Origin of the sequence: Mesorhizobium sp. M0598, from assembly GCF_040320865.1 — a bacterium.
In the GTDB taxonomy this organism is placed as follows: Bacteria; Pseudomonadota; Alphaproteobacteria; order Rhizobiales; family Rhizobiaceae; genus Mesorhizobium.
In genome coordinates this window covers 17,484-33,913 of the sequence record NZ_JAMYQL010000001.1, presented here as the reverse complement: position 1 = coordinate 33,913, position 16,430 = coordinate 17,484, and the positions used below count along the sequence as shown (strand labels likewise).

The 16,430-nt window shown below is 64.0% G+C and carries 13 protein-coding genes; 4 read left to right on the top strand and 9 right to left on the bottom strand.

The window, feature by feature from the left end:
• Nucleotides 1-246: 246 nt before the first annotated feature.
• The 3 genes from gyrB to NKI59_RS00110 form a co-directional block, all read right to left on the bottom strand.
• On the bottom strand, nt 247-2,718 hold the full coding sequence (gene gyrB / locus NKI59_RS00120) for a DNA topoisomerase (ATP-hydrolyzing) subunit B (protein ID WP_352578576.1): 2,472 nt from the start codon (nt 2,716-2,718) through the stop codon (nt 247-249).
• 146 nt (nt 2,719-2,864) lie between these two features.
• Nucleotides 2,865-5,531: a caspase family protein gene (locus NKI59_RS00115; RefSeq protein WP_352701643.1), complete on the bottom strand. Its 2,667-nt coding sequence runs from the start codon at nt 5,529-5,531 to the stop codon at nt 2,865-2,867.
• A 58-nt stretch (nt 5,532-5,589) separates the two neighbouring features.
• Entirely contained in the window at nt 5,590-6,159 is a 570-nt protein-coding gene (locus NKI59_RS00110) for an NADPH-dependent FMN reductase (RefSeq protein ID WP_352454723.1), read from the bottom strand.
• A 183-nt stretch (nt 6,160-6,342) separates the two neighbouring features.
• Between NKI59_RS00110 and NKI59_RS00105 the strand changes: the two genes are divergently transcribed.
• Nucleotides 6,343-7,716 carry a cytochrome P450 gene (locus NKI59_RS00105; RefSeq protein WP_352454722.1) on the top strand — a complete coding sequence of 458 codons (1,374 nt, stop codon included), beginning with the start codon at nt 6,343-6,345 and terminating at the stop codon, nt 7,714-7,716.
• Between the two features lie 21 nt (nt 7,717-7,737).
• Here the strand turns inward: NKI59_RS00105 and NKI59_RS00100 are convergent, their stop codons facing one another.
• The gene (locus NKI59_RS00100; RefSeq protein WP_352701641.1) at nt 7,738-8,712 is read right to left on the bottom strand and encodes a complex I NDUFA9 subunit family protein; all 975 of its coding nucleotides are present in this window, start codon (nt 8,710-8,712) and stop codon (nt 7,738-7,740) included.
• A 243-nt stretch (nt 8,713-8,955) separates the two neighbouring features.
• On the opposite strand from NKI59_RS00100, the gene NKI59_RS00095 reads away from it, so the two are divergent.
• On the top strand, nt 8,956-9,228 hold the full coding sequence (locus NKI59_RS00095; RefSeq protein WP_352701638.1) for a hypothetical protein: 273 nt from the start codon (nt 8,956-8,958) through the stop codon (nt 9,226-9,228).
• 57 nt (nt 9,229-9,285) lie between these two features.
• Here the strand turns inward: NKI59_RS00095 and NKI59_RS00090 are convergent, their stop codons facing one another.
• The 5 genes from NKI59_RS00090 to NKI59_RS00070 form a co-directional block, all read right to left on the bottom strand.
• Nucleotides 9,286-10,287: an Ldh family oxidoreductase gene (locus NKI59_RS00090; protein WP_352540382.1), complete on the bottom strand. Its 1,002-nt coding sequence runs from the start codon at nt 10,285-10,287 to the stop codon at nt 9,286-9,288.
• Nucleotides 10,288-10,379: 92 nt separating this feature from the next.
• On the bottom strand, nt 10,380-11,186 hold the full coding sequence (locus NKI59_RS00085) for an ABC transporter permease (protein WP_352702253.1): 807 nt from the start codon (nt 11,184-11,186) through the stop codon (nt 10,380-10,382).
• Nucleotides 11,187-11,200: 14 nt separating this feature from the next.
• A complete protein-coding gene (locus NKI59_RS00080) occupies nt 11,201-11,866 on the bottom strand; it encodes an ABC transporter permease (RefSeq protein ID WP_352702250.1) in 666 nt (221 codons plus the stop codon).
• Nucleotides 11,867-12,078: 212 nt separating this feature from the next.
• Nucleotides 12,079-12,873 carry a transporter substrate-binding domain-containing protein gene (locus tag NKI59_RS00075; RefSeq protein ID WP_023676273.1) on the bottom strand — a complete coding sequence of 265 codons (795 nt, stop codon included), beginning with the start codon at nt 12,871-12,873 and terminating at the stop codon, nt 12,079-12,081.
• Between the two features lie 51 nt (nt 12,874-12,924).
• Nucleotides 12,925-13,734, bottom strand: a complete 810-nt coding sequence (locus tag NKI59_RS00070) for an ABC transporter ATP-binding protein (protein WP_352701635.1) — start codon at nt 13,732-13,734, stop codon at nt 12,925-12,927.
• 217 nt (nt 13,735-13,951) lie between these two features.
• Between NKI59_RS00070 and NKI59_RS00065 the strand changes: the two genes are divergently transcribed.
• Together NKI59_RS00065 and NKI59_RS00060 are read left to right on the top strand one after the other, a co-directional pair.
• Nucleotides 13,952-14,800, top strand: coding sequence for a dimethylarginine dimethylaminohydrolase family protein (locus tag NKI59_RS00065; RefSeq protein ID WP_352702248.1), 849 nt, complete (start codon nt 13,952-13,954; stop codon nt 14,798-14,800).
• Complete coding sequence (locus NKI59_RS00060) at nt 14,797-16,377, top strand: 5-guanidino-2-oxopentanoate decarboxylase (protein WP_352701632.1); 1,581 nt, start codon at nt 14,797-14,799, stop codon at nt 16,375-16,377. Before NKI59_RS00065 ends, NKI59_RS00060 begins: the two co-directional genes overlap by 4 nt.
• Nucleotides 16,378-16,430: the final 53 nt, after the last annotated feature.

Sequence of the window (16,430 nt, the reverse complement as noted above, 5' to 3'; positions counted from 1 at the left end):
GAAGCCTCCTACCGTGCAAACAGCATGATCAGAATAATAATCGGAATCGGGACTCCGAGAAGCCAGAGCAAAATGCCACGTCCCATGGATGCCTCCTGCGGCGATTGTGATCAACTACAATGCCTTGAAAGACTTTCCGTTCCGGGCGATCCTCAGTGATCTTGTTTGCGATGCAGCAGGCGTATTGGTGCGTCAATGCGCACCAATGCAACTTCATGCCTAGCGGCTGGGCATCTCGGCCTTGGCTCAGATGTCCAGATTGGCGACCGACAGCGCGTTTTCCTGGATGAATTCGCGCCTTGGCTCGACCTCGTCGCCCATCAGCCGCGAAAACAAGCTGTCCGCATCCGTTGCGTCATTGACCTTGACCTGTAAGAGCGAGCGCACATTCGGGTCAAGCGTCGTTTCCCAGAGCTGCTCGGCGTTCATTTCGCCAAGGCCCTTGTAGCGCTGCATGGTCAGGCCCTTGCGGCCGGTGGCAAACACGGCATTGAGCAGTGCCAGTGGCCCCGAAATGGTTTCCGAGACATCCTTGCGGCGCAGCACCGGCGGCTCGCCATAGATTTCCGCCAGGCGCGGCGCATAGCGGTCGAGCTGGCGTGCGTCGGCGGAATTGATCAGCGCCAGGTCGAGATGCGCGAACTCCTTGACGCTGCGCACCGTTCGCTCGAAGACATAGCCGCCGATGCCCTCGTTCGAGGTCGACATGCGGCCGATCCAGCCGCGCTCGGTATCCTCGGCGATAATGTCGAGACGGCGGGCAACACGCTCGGCCGTCTCATTGGCGCGGCGGAGGTCGGTGAAGATCTCCGGGTTGAGCGCGCCGGCAATCGCTGCCTGCTCGACCACGCCTCTGTTATAGCGCGTGTGCAATCCGTTGATGAGCTGGCGGACAGCCAAGGCGTCGTCGATGGCACTGCGCAGGTCCTGCCCGGCCCGCACCTCGCCTGTGCTGAGCGCAAGCGACGCTTCTTCCAGCCCGGAGCCGATCAGGAATTCCTCGAAGGCGGCTTCGTCCTTGATGTATTGCGAGCTCTTCCCGCGCGTCACCTTGTAGAGCGGCGGCTGCGCGATGTAGAGATGACCGCGTTCGATCAGTTCCGGCATCTGGCGGAAGAAGAAGGTCAGCAGCAAGGTGCGGATGTGGGCGCCGTCGACATCGGCGTCGGTCATCAGGATGATCTTGTGGTAGCGCAGCTTGTCGGCGTTGAACTCGTCCTTGCCGATCGAGGTGCCGAGCGCGGTGATCAGCGTGCCGATCATGTCGGAGCCGAGCATGCGGTCGAAGCGGGCGCGCTCGACATTGAGGATCTTGCCGCGCAGCGGAAGAATGGCCTGGTTCTGGCGCGAGCGGCCGCCCTTGGCCGAGCCGCCGGCGCTGTCGCCCTCGACGATAAAGATCTCGGATTTCGCCGGATCGCGCTCCTGGCAATCGGCCAGCTTGCCGGGCAGCGAGGTAACGCCGAGCGAACTCTTGCGGGTGATGTCGCGTGCCTTGCGCGCGGCTTCGCGCGCGGCAGCGGCCTGGATGACCTTCTCGATGACCGCCTTGCCCTCGGTCGGGTGCTCCTCGAGCCAGGTGCCGAGCGCTTCGTTGACAAGCCCTTCGACCACCGGGCGGACCTCGGACGACACCAGCTTGTCCTTGGTCTGCGAGGAGAATTTCGGGTCGGGAACCTTGACCGACAGCACCGCCGTCAGCCCTTCACGGCAATCGTCGCCGATCAGCGCCACCTTTTCCTTCTTGGTCAGGCCCGAAGAGTCGCCATAGCCGGTTATCTGGCGTGTCAGCGCACCGCGAAAGCCTGCCAGATGCGTGCCGCCGTCGCGTTGCGGGATATTATTGGTGAAGGCCAGCACGTTCTCGTGGTAGCTGTCGTTCCACCACATGGCGACTTCGACCGTGATGCCGTCGCGCTCGGCGCGGATCGAGATCGGCTTGTCGAGCAACGGCTTCTTCGTCCGGTCGAGATATCGGACGAACTCTTCCAGCCCGCCATCGTAATGCAGTTCATGGCGCATGATGTCGGCATGGCGGGCATCGGTCAAAACGATGCGCACGCCGGAATTCAGGAAGGCGAGTTCGCGCAGCCGATGCTCCAGCGTACCGTAGTCGAATTCGACCATGGTGAAGGTCTCGGACGACGGCAAAAACGTGATTTCGCTGCCGCTGCGGCCTTCATAGGTGCCGGGGACCTTGTCTTGTTCATAACTGCCGGTGATGCGCAGCGGCGCGTCGGCATTGCCATGCGTGAAGCTCATCTCGTAGATCTGGCCGTTGCGGCGGATCTTCAGTTTCAGCCAGGCCGACAGGGCGTTGACGACTGACACGCCGACGCCGTGCAGGCCGCCTGAGACCTTGTAGGAGTTCTGGTCGAACTTGCCGCCGGCATGCAGCTGCGTCATGATCACTTCGGCCGCTGAAATGCCTTCGCCGGTGTGGATATCGGTCGGAATGCCGCGGCCATTGTCGATGACCGTCACCGATCCGTCCGGATTGAGCGTCACCGTCACCAGGTCGGCATGGCCGGCCAGTGCTTCGTCGATGGCGTTGTCGACGACTTCATAGACCATGTGGTGCAGGCCCGAGCCGTCGTCGGTATCGCCGATATACATGCCCGGCCGCTTGCGAACGGCATCCAAGCCCTTCAAAACCTTGATGGAATCGGCGCCGTATTCGGCTTCAACGCCGTTGGCGATGTCGGTCTGGTCGCTCATGAAAACCTGTCTGATTGATGCCGTGTGCAGAGCGCGAAAAATCGGCTTCGAATCGCGCATTTCTAATGTCGTAGATATAGGCGCAAAAGGCGGTTTTTCCAAGGTTTGCAGGCATTTCGGAACGGAATGACCATCGCGTGAGCCGGCTACCGGCGCCTGGCTTCGATCCTGGCCAGCCGCTCACGTAAAAACTTGATCATGAACTTGTGGCGCGGTGCCAACCGCCCGCTCCGGTCGAGCTCGAGCGTCATGTCGAGCGCCTTGGAAAGCACAGCCTTCGGGTCCTTTGCGACTTGGGCGTAGTCGATATAGGCGACCACCAGGTCGCGCTGCCAGGTGGCGTTGTCCGGATCGGACCGGGCAAGTTTCTCGCGAATGGCCAGGCTGTCCTGAAGGGCTTGCCGGGCGCCCCTGACGTCGCGCTGCCTGAGGCGCAGCGTGGCGACTTCGGACAGCGTTATCGACAAGTCCCGCTGCCAGTCGGAATTGGCGGGATCGAGCTTGGCCAGCCTCTGCGCAATCGCGTAGCTGTCCAGATAGGCTTTCAGCGCGCCTTTGTGGTCGCCCTGTATCGCCAGGACGCCGGCGACTTTCTCGATGCACACGGACAGGTCGCGCTGCCATTCGGTGTTGTTCGGGTCGCCGGCGGCGAGCGCGCTGGCCTGCGAAAGTGCCTCACGATAAGCCGAAAGTGCCGCCGGCCAATTCTGCTGGTCGCTCAGCGCATTGCCGATCTTGGCGTTGCCGACCGACAGGTCGCGCTTCAACTCGGTGTCGTCCGGATCGCGTTTCGCCAGTTGCTTGACGATCGCCAGACCTTCCTTGTAGGCCGCCAGCGCCCCGGCGGCGTCGCCGCGTTCGCGCAGCAGGTCGCCTATCGTATCGTGGCTGACCGAGACGTCACGCTGCCGGTCGGCGTCTCCCGGGTTGGCCGCCGCCAGCGCCAGCCGCACCTTCAGGCTCTCTTCATAGGCCGCCTGTGCGTTGTCCAGTTGGCCTGCGATATGGGCAAGGTGACCGATCTCATCGTAGGTGATGGTCAGGTCGCGCTGCAGTTCGGCACGGTCGGGCTCTCCGGCGGCGAGCTGCTTCTTGATCGACAGGCTTTCCTGGTAGACCTCTGCGGCGCCGGCCAGATCGCCTTGCGTCGCCAATACGTTGCCGATCTTGTCGTCGGCCATGGCGAGGTCGCCGAACCACTCCAGATTGTCCGGTTCTGCCTCGGTCAGGCCCTGCAGAATGGTCTTGGCGGTCTCATAATTCTGCAGCGCTGACGGCAGATTGCCTTGCGCCATCCGCACGTTGCCCAGCTTGACGTGGCTGACGGCGAAGTCGCGCTTCACGTTGGGATCGGTTTCATGATGCGACCGCCGCTCGAGATCGGCTTGCAGCGCCTCGAAGGCACGGCCAGCCGCATCGATATTGCCGACCGTGGTATAGAGCTTGCCGAGCTCGTCCAGCGTGCGGATCAAGCGGTCGGCGTCGTCGAGCGACAGCACCACCTGTCCGGCTTCGCCATAAAGCGCCAGCACGGACTCATAGTCCCTGATGGCTGTGGCGTAGTCGAGGTCGGCGCGCGCGGCCCCGCCGGACAAATAGCGCGTTGCGGCCTCGGAGAGCGTGCGGCTGACGAAATTGGCCTTCAAAGCGTTGCGAGAGACACTGTCGATCTCGGCTGCCTCGGCGAGCTTTTTCCGCGCCGCATCGAACGCTCCCAGCGAAAGCTGCTCTTCGGCCTGCCGGCGCAACGCCGACACTCTGAGATCGTCGGATCCAAGCGTCTGCATTTCGTTCCGCACCTTGACGAAGGCGTCGGCTGCCTCACGCAGCCTGGCGTTCAGACTGTCCGCGGAGAGGTGGCCGGCATCGGAACTGATCAACGCGCCATAGAGCGGTGCCAGCGGCATGTCGGCGTCGCTGGCGATCTTCTCCACCTCGCCGCGCATCTGAGGCGTCACCTCGGCCATGGCCAGCAACAAGCGTTCGCGCTCCGGCAATTTCTCCTTGGCCGAGGCGGCAAAGAACAGCTGCGGCAGGCCGCTCTCGACATAGGGCAATTGCTTACCGCGCGAGAGGTCGTAGACCTCCTGCTGCACGAGCGTCAGCACGGAGCGGATCTCGAGACCTTCGGTGCCGAGGTATTTCGTCAGCGCCGCGGTAAACGGCGAATTCTGGCCCGTCCCATCCGCGGCGGTCTCGCCGGGTGCCGCCGAGAAGGCAAACAGGATGTTTTCTGCCCGCCCGATGCGGCCAAGACCCGGCCGGACCTTGTCGCTGACCTCTTTTACCAGCGCCGTTGCGCCGCGGCCTTCGCCGCCCGTAGCCGCAAACGGATCGCTGCGGCAGGCATCGAGCACGATCAGTCCGACCTTGCTGGTGGCGGCGACGGTCGCGCGGATCTCCTCCAGCGGCAGGCTGGTCCTTTCCAGCGTAGCGAGCGACGACGCGTCTGCATCGACCGGCAGGAGCCGATTCTCGCCGGCTATCTCGACGCCGTGGCCGGAGAAGAACACCAGCGCCACGTCGGCGCCTTTGGCATCCTCGCGGAAATCGTCAAGCGCCCGGCGCATGCGCCGCAGGTCACGGTTGGTTTCGAGGAAGACCTCGAAACCGAGCTTCCTCAGCACCGTTTCCATGATCTCGCCGTCATTGACGGGATTGGCGAGCGGCCGGATCAGCCGGTAGTCGTTCTCGGCGATGACCAGCGCAGCGCGCCGCTCCGCCATTGCAGCGGAGGCCGTCGAGAGGATCAGCAGCAAGGCAAACAGAAAACGCAAATCGAACCGCCCCGGCCCGGTCATTTGCCGGAGCATTCCATCTCTTTATGGCATGAGCAAGTTACGGCATCGGCAAGCCGGGCCGTTCGCGTTGTCAGCCAACCCGCATCGGCTTCAGCGCTTCGCTCCAGCGGAACAGCTCGTCCAGCATGGTCCTGGCCCCGCCGAGCACCTGCTCGCTGGGCAGGAAGGCGCCGGTCTCGTCGAGCAGCTTCTGGTACATCGGCAGCGCCACGCCTTCCGGAATCGGCATGACACCGACGGCGGTCAGCAACGGTTTGACCGCCTGCGCCGCTCGTAAGCCGCCGGAGACACCGCCGTAGCTGAGGATGGCGGCCGGCTTGTATCGCCATTCCCTGAGCAGGTAGTCGACCGCGTTGACGATCGCGGGAGCGGTGAAATAATTGTACTCCGGCGCCACGAAGACGAATGCGTCGGCGGCGTCGATTGCTTTCGACCAGGCTTTCGTGTGGCTGTTTTCGTATTTGCCGAGTCTCGGATGATGCGGCTCGTCCAGCACCGGCAGGTTGAATGCGGCGATGTCAGTGAGCACCGGCTCGAATTTGCCATGCTCGCGCGCAAAGCTCTCCAGCCACTTTGCGAAAGCGGGTCCGGCGCGGCCCGGCCGCGTGCTGCCGATGATGACGTTCAACTGGTGCTTCAAGGCAGGCTCCCGCCGGTTCTGACATCTGTGGTGCTGCCACCTAAGACACGCAGCCGGACACAGCAAGCAGGCACTTTCCGGTGCCCGGGTCACATTCCAGAGAGCGGATGCATCACCTTGTCGTCCGCTCACATGGACGCCTGCCTTGCCCGCCACTACATTGAGGTGTCAGCGGAGCAAGTCATGGACAGTCAGCCCGTCCCCTTCGTCCCGCCGGCGCCGAAGCCGCGCACCGCGCCGCCCTCGACGCTGGAGATGATCCGCATCGTCTACCGCAATCCGCTCGAACTGTGGGGCGAGCCGACCTACAACGAGCCCTGGATTTCGGTGACCGGCATCGGCGGGCCGCTGGTCATCGCCAACGACCCCGGTCTCATTCGCCACGTGCTGGTCGATAACGCCAAGAACTACAAGATGGCGACGGTTCGCCAGCTGATCCTGCGGCCGATCCTGCGCGACGGCTTGCTGACCGCCGAGGGCGAGGTGTGGAGGCGTTCACGCAAGGCCATGGCGCCGGTGTTCACGCCGCGCCATATCTTCGGTTTTGCCGAGCCGATGCTGAGGCGCACGCGGGAGTTCGTCACGCGCTACGAGGGCGGCGGCACGTTCGACATCGCTCACGACATGACGCTGCTTACCTTTGACATCCTGGCCGAGACGCTGTTTTCCGGTGAGATTTCAGGCGAGCCGGGCAGCTTTGCCAAGGAGATCGACCGCCTGTTCGAGACCATGGGTCGGGTCGATCCGCTCGATCTGTTGCGGGCACCCGATTGGCTGCCGCGTCTGACCCGCATCCGCGGCCGCAAGACCATGGCCTACTTCCGCAAGATCGTCACCGACACGGTGCAGATGCGCGAGGCGCGGTTGAAGCGTGATCCGGACACGGTGCCGCAGGATTTTCTCACGCTGCTGTTGAAAGCGGAGGGACCGGGCGGGCTGACCCGGGCCGAGGTCGAGGACAACATCATCACCTTTATCGGCGCCGGCCACGAGACTACGGCCAGGGCGCTCGGCTGGACGCTCTACTGCCTTGCCGAAGCGCCGTGGGAGCGCGAAAAGATCGAGCACGAGATCGATGCCGTGCTGGCGCGTGAGCCCGACCCGACGAAATGGCTCGACGCTATGCCGCTCACCCGTGCCGCCTTCGAAGAGGCGCTCAGGCTCTATCCGCCGGCGCCATCGATCAACCGCGAACCGATCGAGCCCGAAACCTGGAACGGCCTCTACATACCGCGACGTGCCGCGGTGCTGGTGATGCCGTGGGTCGTCCACCGCCATCGCAAGCTGTGGGACAGGCCCGACGCCTTCATGCCGGAACGCTTCCATCCGGGAAACCGCGAGAAGATCGACCGTTTCCAGTATTTGCCGTTCGGCGCCGGGCCTCGCGTCTGCATCGGCGCCAGCTTTGCCATGCAGGAGGCAATCATCGCGTTGGCGATCATGCTGTCGCGCTATCGTTTCGATACCACCGCGCAAACCCGCCCCTGGCCGGTGCAGAAGCTGACGACGCAGCCGCAAGGCGGGCTGCCTATGCAGGTTACCAGGCGCGCGGCGTAGGCAACCCGACGTCCGTTCGTGTTATGCGGCGGACTTGCGTTGGAACTGGCCGGCGGCGCGGTAGCGCCAGAGATAGCTGGGCAGGATGGTTCCGATCGACCGCGGCTGGATACCGAGGCCGGCGAGCGTCCTGTTGTCCTTGACGGCGGCATCCGACACCACATTGTGCTGGCGCAACAGCAGGACCTGGTCCTTGGTCAACAACGGATTGGGCAGCAGTCCGAGAATTGATGCCTGGAGGTTCGCCAGCCACCATGGAACGGGCAGCAAAAACCGCTTGCGTTCGATGATGACAAGCAGCTCTTGCATGCATTCCTTGAAGGTAAGCACCTGCGGCCCGCCGAGTTCATAGATCCGGCCGCCCTGGACCTTGCCGTCGACCGAGTGCGCCACCGCTTCGGCGACGTCGCCGACATAGACCGGCTGGAATTTCGTCTGCCCGCCGCCGATCAGCGGCAGCACTGGGGAAAAGCGAGCCATGTTGGCAAAGCGGTTGAAGAAACCGTCCTCCGGCCCGAAATTGATCGATGGCCGCAAGATCACGGCGTCTTGGACCGTCTCAAGAACGGCCTTTTCGCCGAGCGCCTTGGTACGCGCATAGTCCGATTGCGCGTGGAGGTCCGCTCCCAGAGCCGAGATGTGGGTGAGGCCGGCGCCGACGGCGCGCGCCGCTTCGGCAATAGCGCGCGCGCCGAACTCGTGGACGGCAGTAAATTTCTGCCGGCCGGCCTCATGCGCGATCGCAACCAGATTGACGACATGGTCGGCGCCTTGCACGGCGCGGTCGATCGACCAGCGCACCCGGACATTGGCCTGCACCGGCTGGATCTGCCCGACATTGCCAAGCGGTTGCAAATGACCGGCGAGATCGGGCCGGCGGCAGGCAACCCGGATGCGGTAGCCGCGCTTGGCCAGCGCCCGCACGACATGACGACCGACAAAGCCGGAGCCGCCGAAAACGACGACGAGCTTTGGGGTCTGAAGGATTTCGGTCATGGCTGGCTCCGGCGGGCTATCCAGATGGCTTGATTGAAGCCGTTTCATAGTCGGTTTCGCGCCAAAGGCAAAGGGCGACCATCGGTCGCCCGGCAGTGTTGAAGCATGATTTTCCGGATCCGTTCGAAATGGCAGAAAACGCCGCCGAGGCCCGGCTTTACGGCAACTCCATTAGGAACAGGAACCTTTGTTCGGTCGGCGATTTTAGATGTATGATTTGATTCCGAATGGAGGATATTGCCGATGACGACAAAACGCGTTGCGATCTTCGCTCTGGCTTTCGCAACAGGCTGCAGCATTGGTGCCTCGGCATTCGCGGCAAACCGGCATCACCACCAAGCGCAACCCGAACGCTACGTTCCTGCCAACGGCGACATCATCGACATTCTGTTCGGTGGCCCGCGCTACTATGACAACCACCTGCTCACGACGGCCGCCGAACCCTGCTCCTACAACAGGGTAGGACCGGACGCGAATGCGGTGAACGCGATCAACGATCATCATTGCGGGAAGTAGGCTCGCGCTGCCGGATCGGCCGGCCTCGTCAGCCGCTCATCGGACAAACGAATTTCTTCAGGACGAATAGCGCGCGGCGAATTCGGAAATGCGTTGCACCACGGCTTTCGGCGCGCTTATGCCGCGCGCCGCCGCCTTCTCCGCGGCCTCGGCCCGGGCACGCCCCGGCACATGCACGCCATAGCGCCGCCGCAGCCGGTCGAGCTGATCCTTCATCCGCTTTTCGAAGTCCGGATCGAGCAGCTTGGGCTCGACGGCAAGCACGAACAGGCCGGTCCCCGGACTGTCCGGCCCGCCGCTGAACCATGGCGCATCGAGCGACCAGTTGGCGCCCGACAGGCCCGCAGCCAGCACCTCGACCATCAGCGCGATGTTGGCGCCGCGCTGGCCGCCGAAGGCAAGCATGGCGCCCTTCATTGCAGCTGCCGGGTCCGTGGTCGGATTGCCGCTCGCATCCAGTGCCCAGCCTTCGGGTATCTTCTTGCCGTCCTCGGCCGCCTTGCGGATGTTGACGAAGGCGGTGGCGCTCGACGATTGGTCGATGACCAGCGCCGCCCCGTCCGCGGCGGGTGCCGCAAAGGACATCGGGTTGGTGCAGTAGACCGGCTTGACCGAGCCCGAGCCGGCAAGCACGGCCGGGCCGTTGGTGGCGGCGAACGACACCAATCCCTGCGCGGCCAGCCTTCCGGTGAAATAGCCGAGCGCGCCGCACGTATAGGCATTCTTCTGCGAAAAAATCGCGACGCCGAACAGCCGCGCCGCCTTGGCGAGTTCATCGATCGTGCGGTCGAAACCGGTATGCGCCAGTCCGCCGCGCGCATCGGAGAGATAGACCGCGAGCGCCGGCCTGGTGATCACCGGATCGGCGTTGCCGTCGATGCGGCCGGCTTCCAGCGCTTCGAGATAATCGATGAAGTGCGACAGCCCAACGGTCGACAGTCCTTCCGCCTCGGCCGCGACGATCGAGGCAGCCAGCGACTGCGCCGCCTCTTCGTTGGCGCCAGCGCCAAGTGCGGCCATCCGGCACAGCCCTGTCGCCTGGTCGAGACTGAGTTGCATCGTAGCTGCCCTGAAATTTCAGCGAGTAGCGAATAGGGAGTAGCGAGTAGGGAAATCAGCAAAACTATTCGCTATTCACTACTCCCTATTCGCTAACCGATCTTGTTCGGAATCCGCGCCTCGATCTTGCCCAGGGTGAAGACGAGAATGCCGGTGATCGCCATATAGATCAACGCCAGGAGCAGCAAGGGTTCATAGGTGAGGTAGGTATCCTGACGCGCCTTTGAAGAGACGGCGAATATGTCGATCACGCTGATGGTCGCCACCAGCGGCGTCGATTTCAGCTGCAGCACGATTTCGCCCGTCAGTGTCGGAAGCGCGCGGTAGAAGGCCTGCGGCAGCCAGATTCGCCGGAAAATCCTCCAGCGGCTCATGCCGAAGGCGCGGGCGGCTTCCAATTGGCCTTTCGGTACGCCGGCAAAAGCGCCTCGCATCACCTCGCCCTCATAGCCGGCGAAGGACAGCGTCAGCCCGAGCACGCCATAGGGCCATGCCTGCCTCAGATAGGGCCACATCCAGGACTCGCGAATCCATGGATATTGTGGAAACAGCGAGCCCAGCCCGTAATAGAGCAACCAGAGCTGCAGCAGCAGCGGCGTTCCCCTGATGACCGTGCAGAAGGCCTTGGCGGGCGCCGCGAACCAGAAAGAGCCTGCGGCTTGTGCCAGTCCGAGCGGCATGGCGAGCAGGAAGCCCAGCGTGCAGGTGACGGCAAGAATCCACAGCGCGCGCCAGATGCCGAGCAATCCCATCCCGTAATATTTCGGCAGCCAGTCCCAGCGCATGAAGACGGCCGCCGCCAAAACCAGCCCCAGCGCGATCAGGATCAGCGCGATACGATGCGGCTTCAGCCACAGCGAAGCGCGTGCGGCTATCTCGACGGCCGCTTCGCCAGTCATCACCGGGCCAGCCATCAACGGGCCTCCTTGAGCGACGGCATGCCGCGGCGGGCCCAGCTCTCGATGCGGCCGATGATCAGGTTGGAGACCAGCGTCAACAGAAGGTAGATCGCGCCGGCGGCGACAAAGAATGTCAGATAGGCTTTGGTGACGCCGGCCGCCTGCCGTGTCGCCAATGTCAGCTCGAAAAAGCCGACGACCGCCAGCAGGGCGGTGTCCTTGGTGGCGATCAGCCAAAGATTGGCAAGACCGGGTATGGCGAACGGCAGCATCGCCGGCAGCGTGATGCGCCGCAGCAGCAGGCCGGGAGACATGCCATAGGCGCGCGCGGCTTCGATCTGGCCCTGCGGAATGGCGAGGATCGCCCCGCGGATCACCTCGGTCGAATAGGCGCCCTGGACGAAGCCGAGCACGGCAATGCCGGCCGCCAGCCCGCTAATGTCCATGCGCTGATAGCCCATTGCCGTCAGCATCTGATTGATCAGGTCGGTGCCGGCGTAATAGAGCAGAAGGATCAGCACCAGCTCCGGCACGGCGCGCACGACGGTCGTATAGACTGCCAGGAGATCGCGCACCACCGGACCACCATACAGCTTGCCGGAGGCGCCGCCGATGCCGATCAAAAGGCCGAGACAGGTGGCGCCGACCGCGATCTCGATCGTATGGAACAGCCCGACCATGAGCGTTCCACCCCAGCCCGGTGGCGTGGGCGAGAGAAGCGCGATGGCAGAGGCGGCCCAAGCCGGAACAAATGCGTCGATCAGCGTCGCCCTCGAATTGCTGGCGCTAAAACCGCCGGCGATCTCCGCCCGCGGAAGCACGCGTCGATGGATTTCGACTAACCACGCGGCTCTATCGGGGCCGCGTGGTTAGTCGCTCATGGATGAGGTCGTCAGTTCGACTGCGTGTCGGCGCCGTAAATGTCGAAGTCGAAGTACTTCTTCGAAATCTCGTCATATTTGCCATTGGCGCGGATGGCCTTGATGCCGGCGTTGATCTTTTCCTTCAACTCGGTGTCTTCCTTCCGGACGCCGGCGCCGACGCCGGGCCCGAGAATGGCCAGATCCGGCGCGACCATGCCCTTCAGATCGCAGCATTGCTTGCCCTGGTCCGATTTCAGGAAGGCGTCGAGGGCAATGGAATCGGCCTGCACCGCGTCGACCCGGCCGGCGGCAAGATCCTGGTTGGCCTCGTCCTGGGTCTGGTATTCCTTGATTTCCGCCGCGTCGGCGAAGTGCTTCTTGGCGTAGTCGGCGTGTACGGTCGAGACTTGGACGCCGATGATCTTGCCCTTGAGGTCCTCCGGTGTTGAGCCGAACTTCTGGTCCTTCGGCCCGATGATCGCAGTCGGGGTGTTGTAATATTTGTCCGAGAAGGCGATCGTCTTCTCGCGCTCGGCGGTGATCGACATCGAGGCGGCGATAAGATCGATCTTCTTGGTCGTCAGCGCCGGAATGATGCCGTCCCAGGCGACGGGGGTGATGACGCAGTCGAGCTTCTCCTCGGCGCAGACGGCATCGATGAATTCGATCTCCCAGCCGACCCATTTGCCGGAAGCGTCCGGCGAGGCGAAGGGCGGATAGGGTTCGGCGGCGACGCCGATCTTGACCGGATCGGCCTTGGCCACGCCCATCGCGGCAACGCCGAGCAGCAGCGCTGCGGCAAAGGTCTTGAGAATAATCTTCATCGTCATGACTCCCAGTTTTGTTGTTGTTCCCGGTTTTCGTCCGCCCACAGTTTAACTGATGTTGCGGATGAACTGCTTCAGCCTTTCGGATTTCGGCGCGCCGAAAATCTGTTCCGGCGGCCCTTCTTCCTCGACCAGCCCGTTGTGGAGGTAGACGACATGCGTCGCGACCTCGCGGGCAAACTTCATCTCATGGGTAACCAGCACCATGGTGCGGCCTTCGCGCGCCAGGTCGCCGATCACCTTCAGCACCTCACCGACCAACTCCGGGTCGAGCGCCGAGGTCGGCTCATCGAACAGCATGACGCGCGGATTGATGGCCAGCGCCCTGGCGATCGCGGCGCGCTGCTGTTGGCCGCCCGACAGATAAGCGGGATAGACGTCGCGTTTTTCGGCCAGGCCGACGCGGGCGAGCAATTTTTCCGCCTCGCCGATCGCCACATCGCGCATGACGCCGAGCACATGCACGGGAACCTCGATGACGTTCTCGATCAACGTCATGTGGCTCCACAGATTGAAGTTCTGGAAGACCATGCCGAGCTTGGAGCGGATGCGTTCGATCTGCTTGCGGTCGGCGGGCACGGTGTGGCCGTAGCTGTCGGCCTTCAGCTTTATCTCTTCGCCATTGACCCGGATGATGCCGCTGGTCGGGTTCTCCAGGCAGTTGATGCAGCGCAGCAGCGTCGATTTGCCCGAGCCGCTGCCGCCGATGATGGCGATCACCTCGCCATCGCGCGCCGACAGCGAAACGCCCTTCAATACATGCAGCTTGTCGAAATTCTTGTGCAGGTTCTCGACGTGGATGGCTTCGGCGGCGCCGTTCTGCGCCGTATGCTTCAGGGCGGTGGCCGGCGCTGTCATCGTCGCGGCGCCCCGCGTAGCAGCCGAGGCAGTGCTTGCTGGAATTTTTTACCCATTACCCGTCACTGGACTGCGTTCCGATTCTCAAGATGGACCGTTCCGCTTGCCTCCGTCAACCGCAGTTTTTGGACCATTGATCACGGCCTGCCGAGTGGCTATTGGCAGGAGGGGCGCGTTTCAGGAGAACTTAGTGGGCAAAGCATACGGGTCGCAGTCGATGGCCGGGCCGCTGCAGCGCGTGCTGATGTGCTCCGCTGCCAGCGCCATGCGTCGGGCCGAAGCGCTGGAGTGGCACTATGGCCCCGGCTTCGATCCGCAAAAAGCGGCGGCCCAGCATGATGCACTGGCCAGGCTGATTTCTGTCTCAGGCGCCGAAATCGAATGGCTGAGCGACGCCGATGACGGGCTTGCCGATTCGGTCTTTACCCACGATCCGTCGCTGATGACCGACCATGGCGCGGTCATCCTTGCCATGGGCAAGGCGCTGCGCCGGCCAGAGCCCGGCCTGCACGAGGCAGCCTACCGGCGCATGGGCGTCCCCATCCTCGGCCGTATCGAGGCTCCCGGCCAGGTCGAGGGCGGCGACTGCGTGTGGGTGGATGCAAACACGCTCGCGGTTGGCCGCGGCGTGCGCACCAATCAGCACGGCATCCAGCAGCTCTCCAACCTGCTTTCACCCAAGGGCATCCAGGTCTATGGCTTCGACCTGCCGCTCTGGCAGGGCGAGGAGGCCTGCCTGCACCTGATGTCGGTGATCAGCCCGCTCGCAGACGATCTGGCGCTGGTCTATGCGCCCCTCCTGCCGGTCGCCTTCCACCAGATGCTGCGCGAACGCGCCATTCGGCTGGTCGAGGGCGACGCCGACGAATTCTTCGCCTCGAATGGGCTCAGCCTCAACGTGCTGCCGACCGCGCCGCGCCAGGTTATCGCCGTTGCCGGTTTTCCGAAGACGGCGGCTGCCATGCAAGCCGCCGGCTGTACGGTCTCGACATTCGAGGCCGATGCGCTATGCATTGCCTGCGAGGGCGGCCCTACGTGCCTCACGCGCCCGGTGCTAAGACAATGACGACCATCGGCGAAGCGCTCATCACCTTGCTCGAAGCGCACGGCGTCGACACCGTCTTCGGCATTCCCGGCGTACACACGGTCGAGCTCTATCGCGGGCTTGCGCGATCGAAGATCCGTCACGTCACGCCGCGCCACGAGCAGGGCGCCGGCTTCATGGCTGACGGCTACGCGCGCGCCAGCGGCAGGCCGGGTATCGCGTTCGTCATCACCGGGCCGGGGCTGACCAACACCATCACCGCCATGGGTCAGGCGCGCGCCGATTCGGTGCCGATGCTGGTAATCTCGGGCGTCAACGCCACACCGACGCTGGGCAAAGGCCTTGGCCATCTGCATGAACTGCCGGACCAGCGCGGCATGATGGAGAAGGTGGCGCTGTTTTCGCACCGTGTCACCGAGGCCGGCGAACTGCCCGGCGTGCTCGCCCGCGCCTTTGCGCTGTTCTCATCCTCGCGTCCGGGTCCGGTGCATATTGAGATCCCGACCGATGTCATGACCATGCCGGCCAACGGCATCGTGCCGCTGCTGCGGAATTCAGCGCCGCCCGAGCCGGATGTGGTGGCGATTGCAGAGGCGGCAAGGCTGTGCGCGTCTGCCCGCCGGCCGCTTATCCTCGCCGGAGGCGGCGCCAAGGCCGCCGAAGCGCCGTTGCAGCACCTGGCCGAGAGGCTGGGAGCGCCGGTCGTCCAGACCGCTAATGCGCGCGGCCTGCTCTATCGTCATCCACTTGGCGTGCCGGCCAGCCCCAGCCTGAAGGCGGTGCGTGCGCTGATCGCCGATGCCGACCTGGTCATTGCGGCCGGCACCGAATTCGGTCCGACCGACTATGATGGCTATGGCGACGGCGGTTTTGTCCTGCCCGCCAACCTGATCCGCATCGACATCGGCGCCGACCAGCTTGCCCGCCGGCCTGCGCGGATTTCGATCCAAGCCGATTGCGGAGCGGCGCTCAAGGCGCTGCTTGCCGAAATCGGCACGCACGAGACGCCATTGGATGATGGTTCAGCCCGCGCCGCCGCGACGCGGCAGGCGGCCTTTGCCGAGATTGGCCCGGCCATGCAGGCGCAACTGCGCGCCGTCGAGACGATCCGCGATGCGCTGCCTGGCGCGATCATCGTCGGCGATTCGACCCAGCCGGTCTACGCCGCCAACCTCTATTACGATCATGACCGGCCGGGCGGCTGGTTCAACGCCGCCACCGGCTTCGGCGCGCTCGGCTATGGCCCGCCGGCGGCGATCGGTGCCGTCCTTGCCAGGCCTGAGGCGCCGGTCGTTTGCCTCACCGGCGACGGCGGCTTCCAGTTCACCCTGCCGGAACTGGGCGCCGCGCTCGACGCGGCGGCGCCGGTGATCTTCACAGTCTGGAACAATCGTGGCTACCGCGAGATCGAAACCTCGATGCTCGACGTCGGCGTCGAGCCGGTCGGCGTCTCCCCGGCACCGCCGGATTTCTGCAAATTGGCCGAAGCCTACGGCATTGCCGCCGAGCGGATTTCCGGTACCGGCGGCTTGGCGGACGCGCTTGGGCGCGCGCGGGCGACTGGACGACCTTACGTCATCGAGATTTCGGTTGAGTGATCGCGCGAAAGGCGCGACCTTCCGCATCGGCGGCGCGCAATGACGGAGCGGTC

What these genes read in the sequence shown, in the direction of transcription:
- gyrB (WP_352578576.1), bottom strand. Translation starts at nt 2,718, where the DNA reads ATGAGCGACCAGACCGACATCGCCAACGGCGTTGAAGCCGAATACGGC.
- NKI59_RS00115 (WP_352701643.1), bottom strand. Translation starts at nt 5,531, where the DNA reads ATGCTCCGGCAAATGACCGGGCCGGGGCGGTTCGATTTGCGTTTTCTG.
- NKI59_RS00105 (WP_352454722.1), top strand. Translation starts at nt 6,343, where the DNA reads ATGGACAGTCAGCCCGTCCCCTTCGTCCCGCCGGCGCCGAAGCCGCGC.
- NKI59_RS00100 (WP_352701641.1), bottom strand. Translation starts at nt 8,712, where the DNA reads ATGACCGAAATCCTTCAGACCCCAAAGCTCGTCGTCGTTTTCGGCGGC.
- NKI59_RS00095 (WP_352701638.1), top strand. Translation starts at nt 8,956, where the DNA reads ATGACGACAAAACGCGTTGCGATCTTCGCTCTGGCTTTCGCAACAGGC.
- NKI59_RS00090 (WP_352540382.1), bottom strand. Translation starts at nt 10,287, where the DNA reads ATGCAACTCAGTCTCGACCAGGCGACAGGGCTGTGCCGGATGGCCGCA.
- NKI59_RS00085 (WP_352702253.1), bottom strand. Translation starts at nt 11,186, where the DNA reads ATGACTGGCGAAGCGGCCGTCGAGATAGCCGCACGCGCTTCGCTGTGG.
- NKI59_RS00080 (WP_352702250.1), bottom strand. Translation starts at nt 11,866, where the DNA reads ATGGTCGGGCTGTTCCATACGATCGAGATCGCGGTCGGCGCCACCTGT.
- NKI59_RS00075 (WP_023676273.1), bottom strand. Translation starts at nt 12,873, where the DNA reads ATGAAGATTATTCTCAAGACCTTTGCCGCAGCGCTGCTGCTCGGCGTT.
- NKI59_RS00070 (WP_352701635.1), bottom strand. Translation starts at nt 13,734, where the DNA reads ATGACAGCGCCGGCCACCGCCCTGAAGCATACGGCGCAGAACGGCGCC.
- NKI59_RS00065 (WP_352702248.1), top strand. Translation starts at nt 13,952, where the DNA reads ATGGCCGGGCCGCTGCAGCGCGTGCTGATGTGCTCCGCTGCCAGCGCC.
- NKI59_RS00060 (WP_352701632.1), top strand. Translation starts at nt 14,797, where the DNA reads ATGACGACCATCGGCGAAGCGCTCATCACCTTGCTCGAAGCGCACGGC.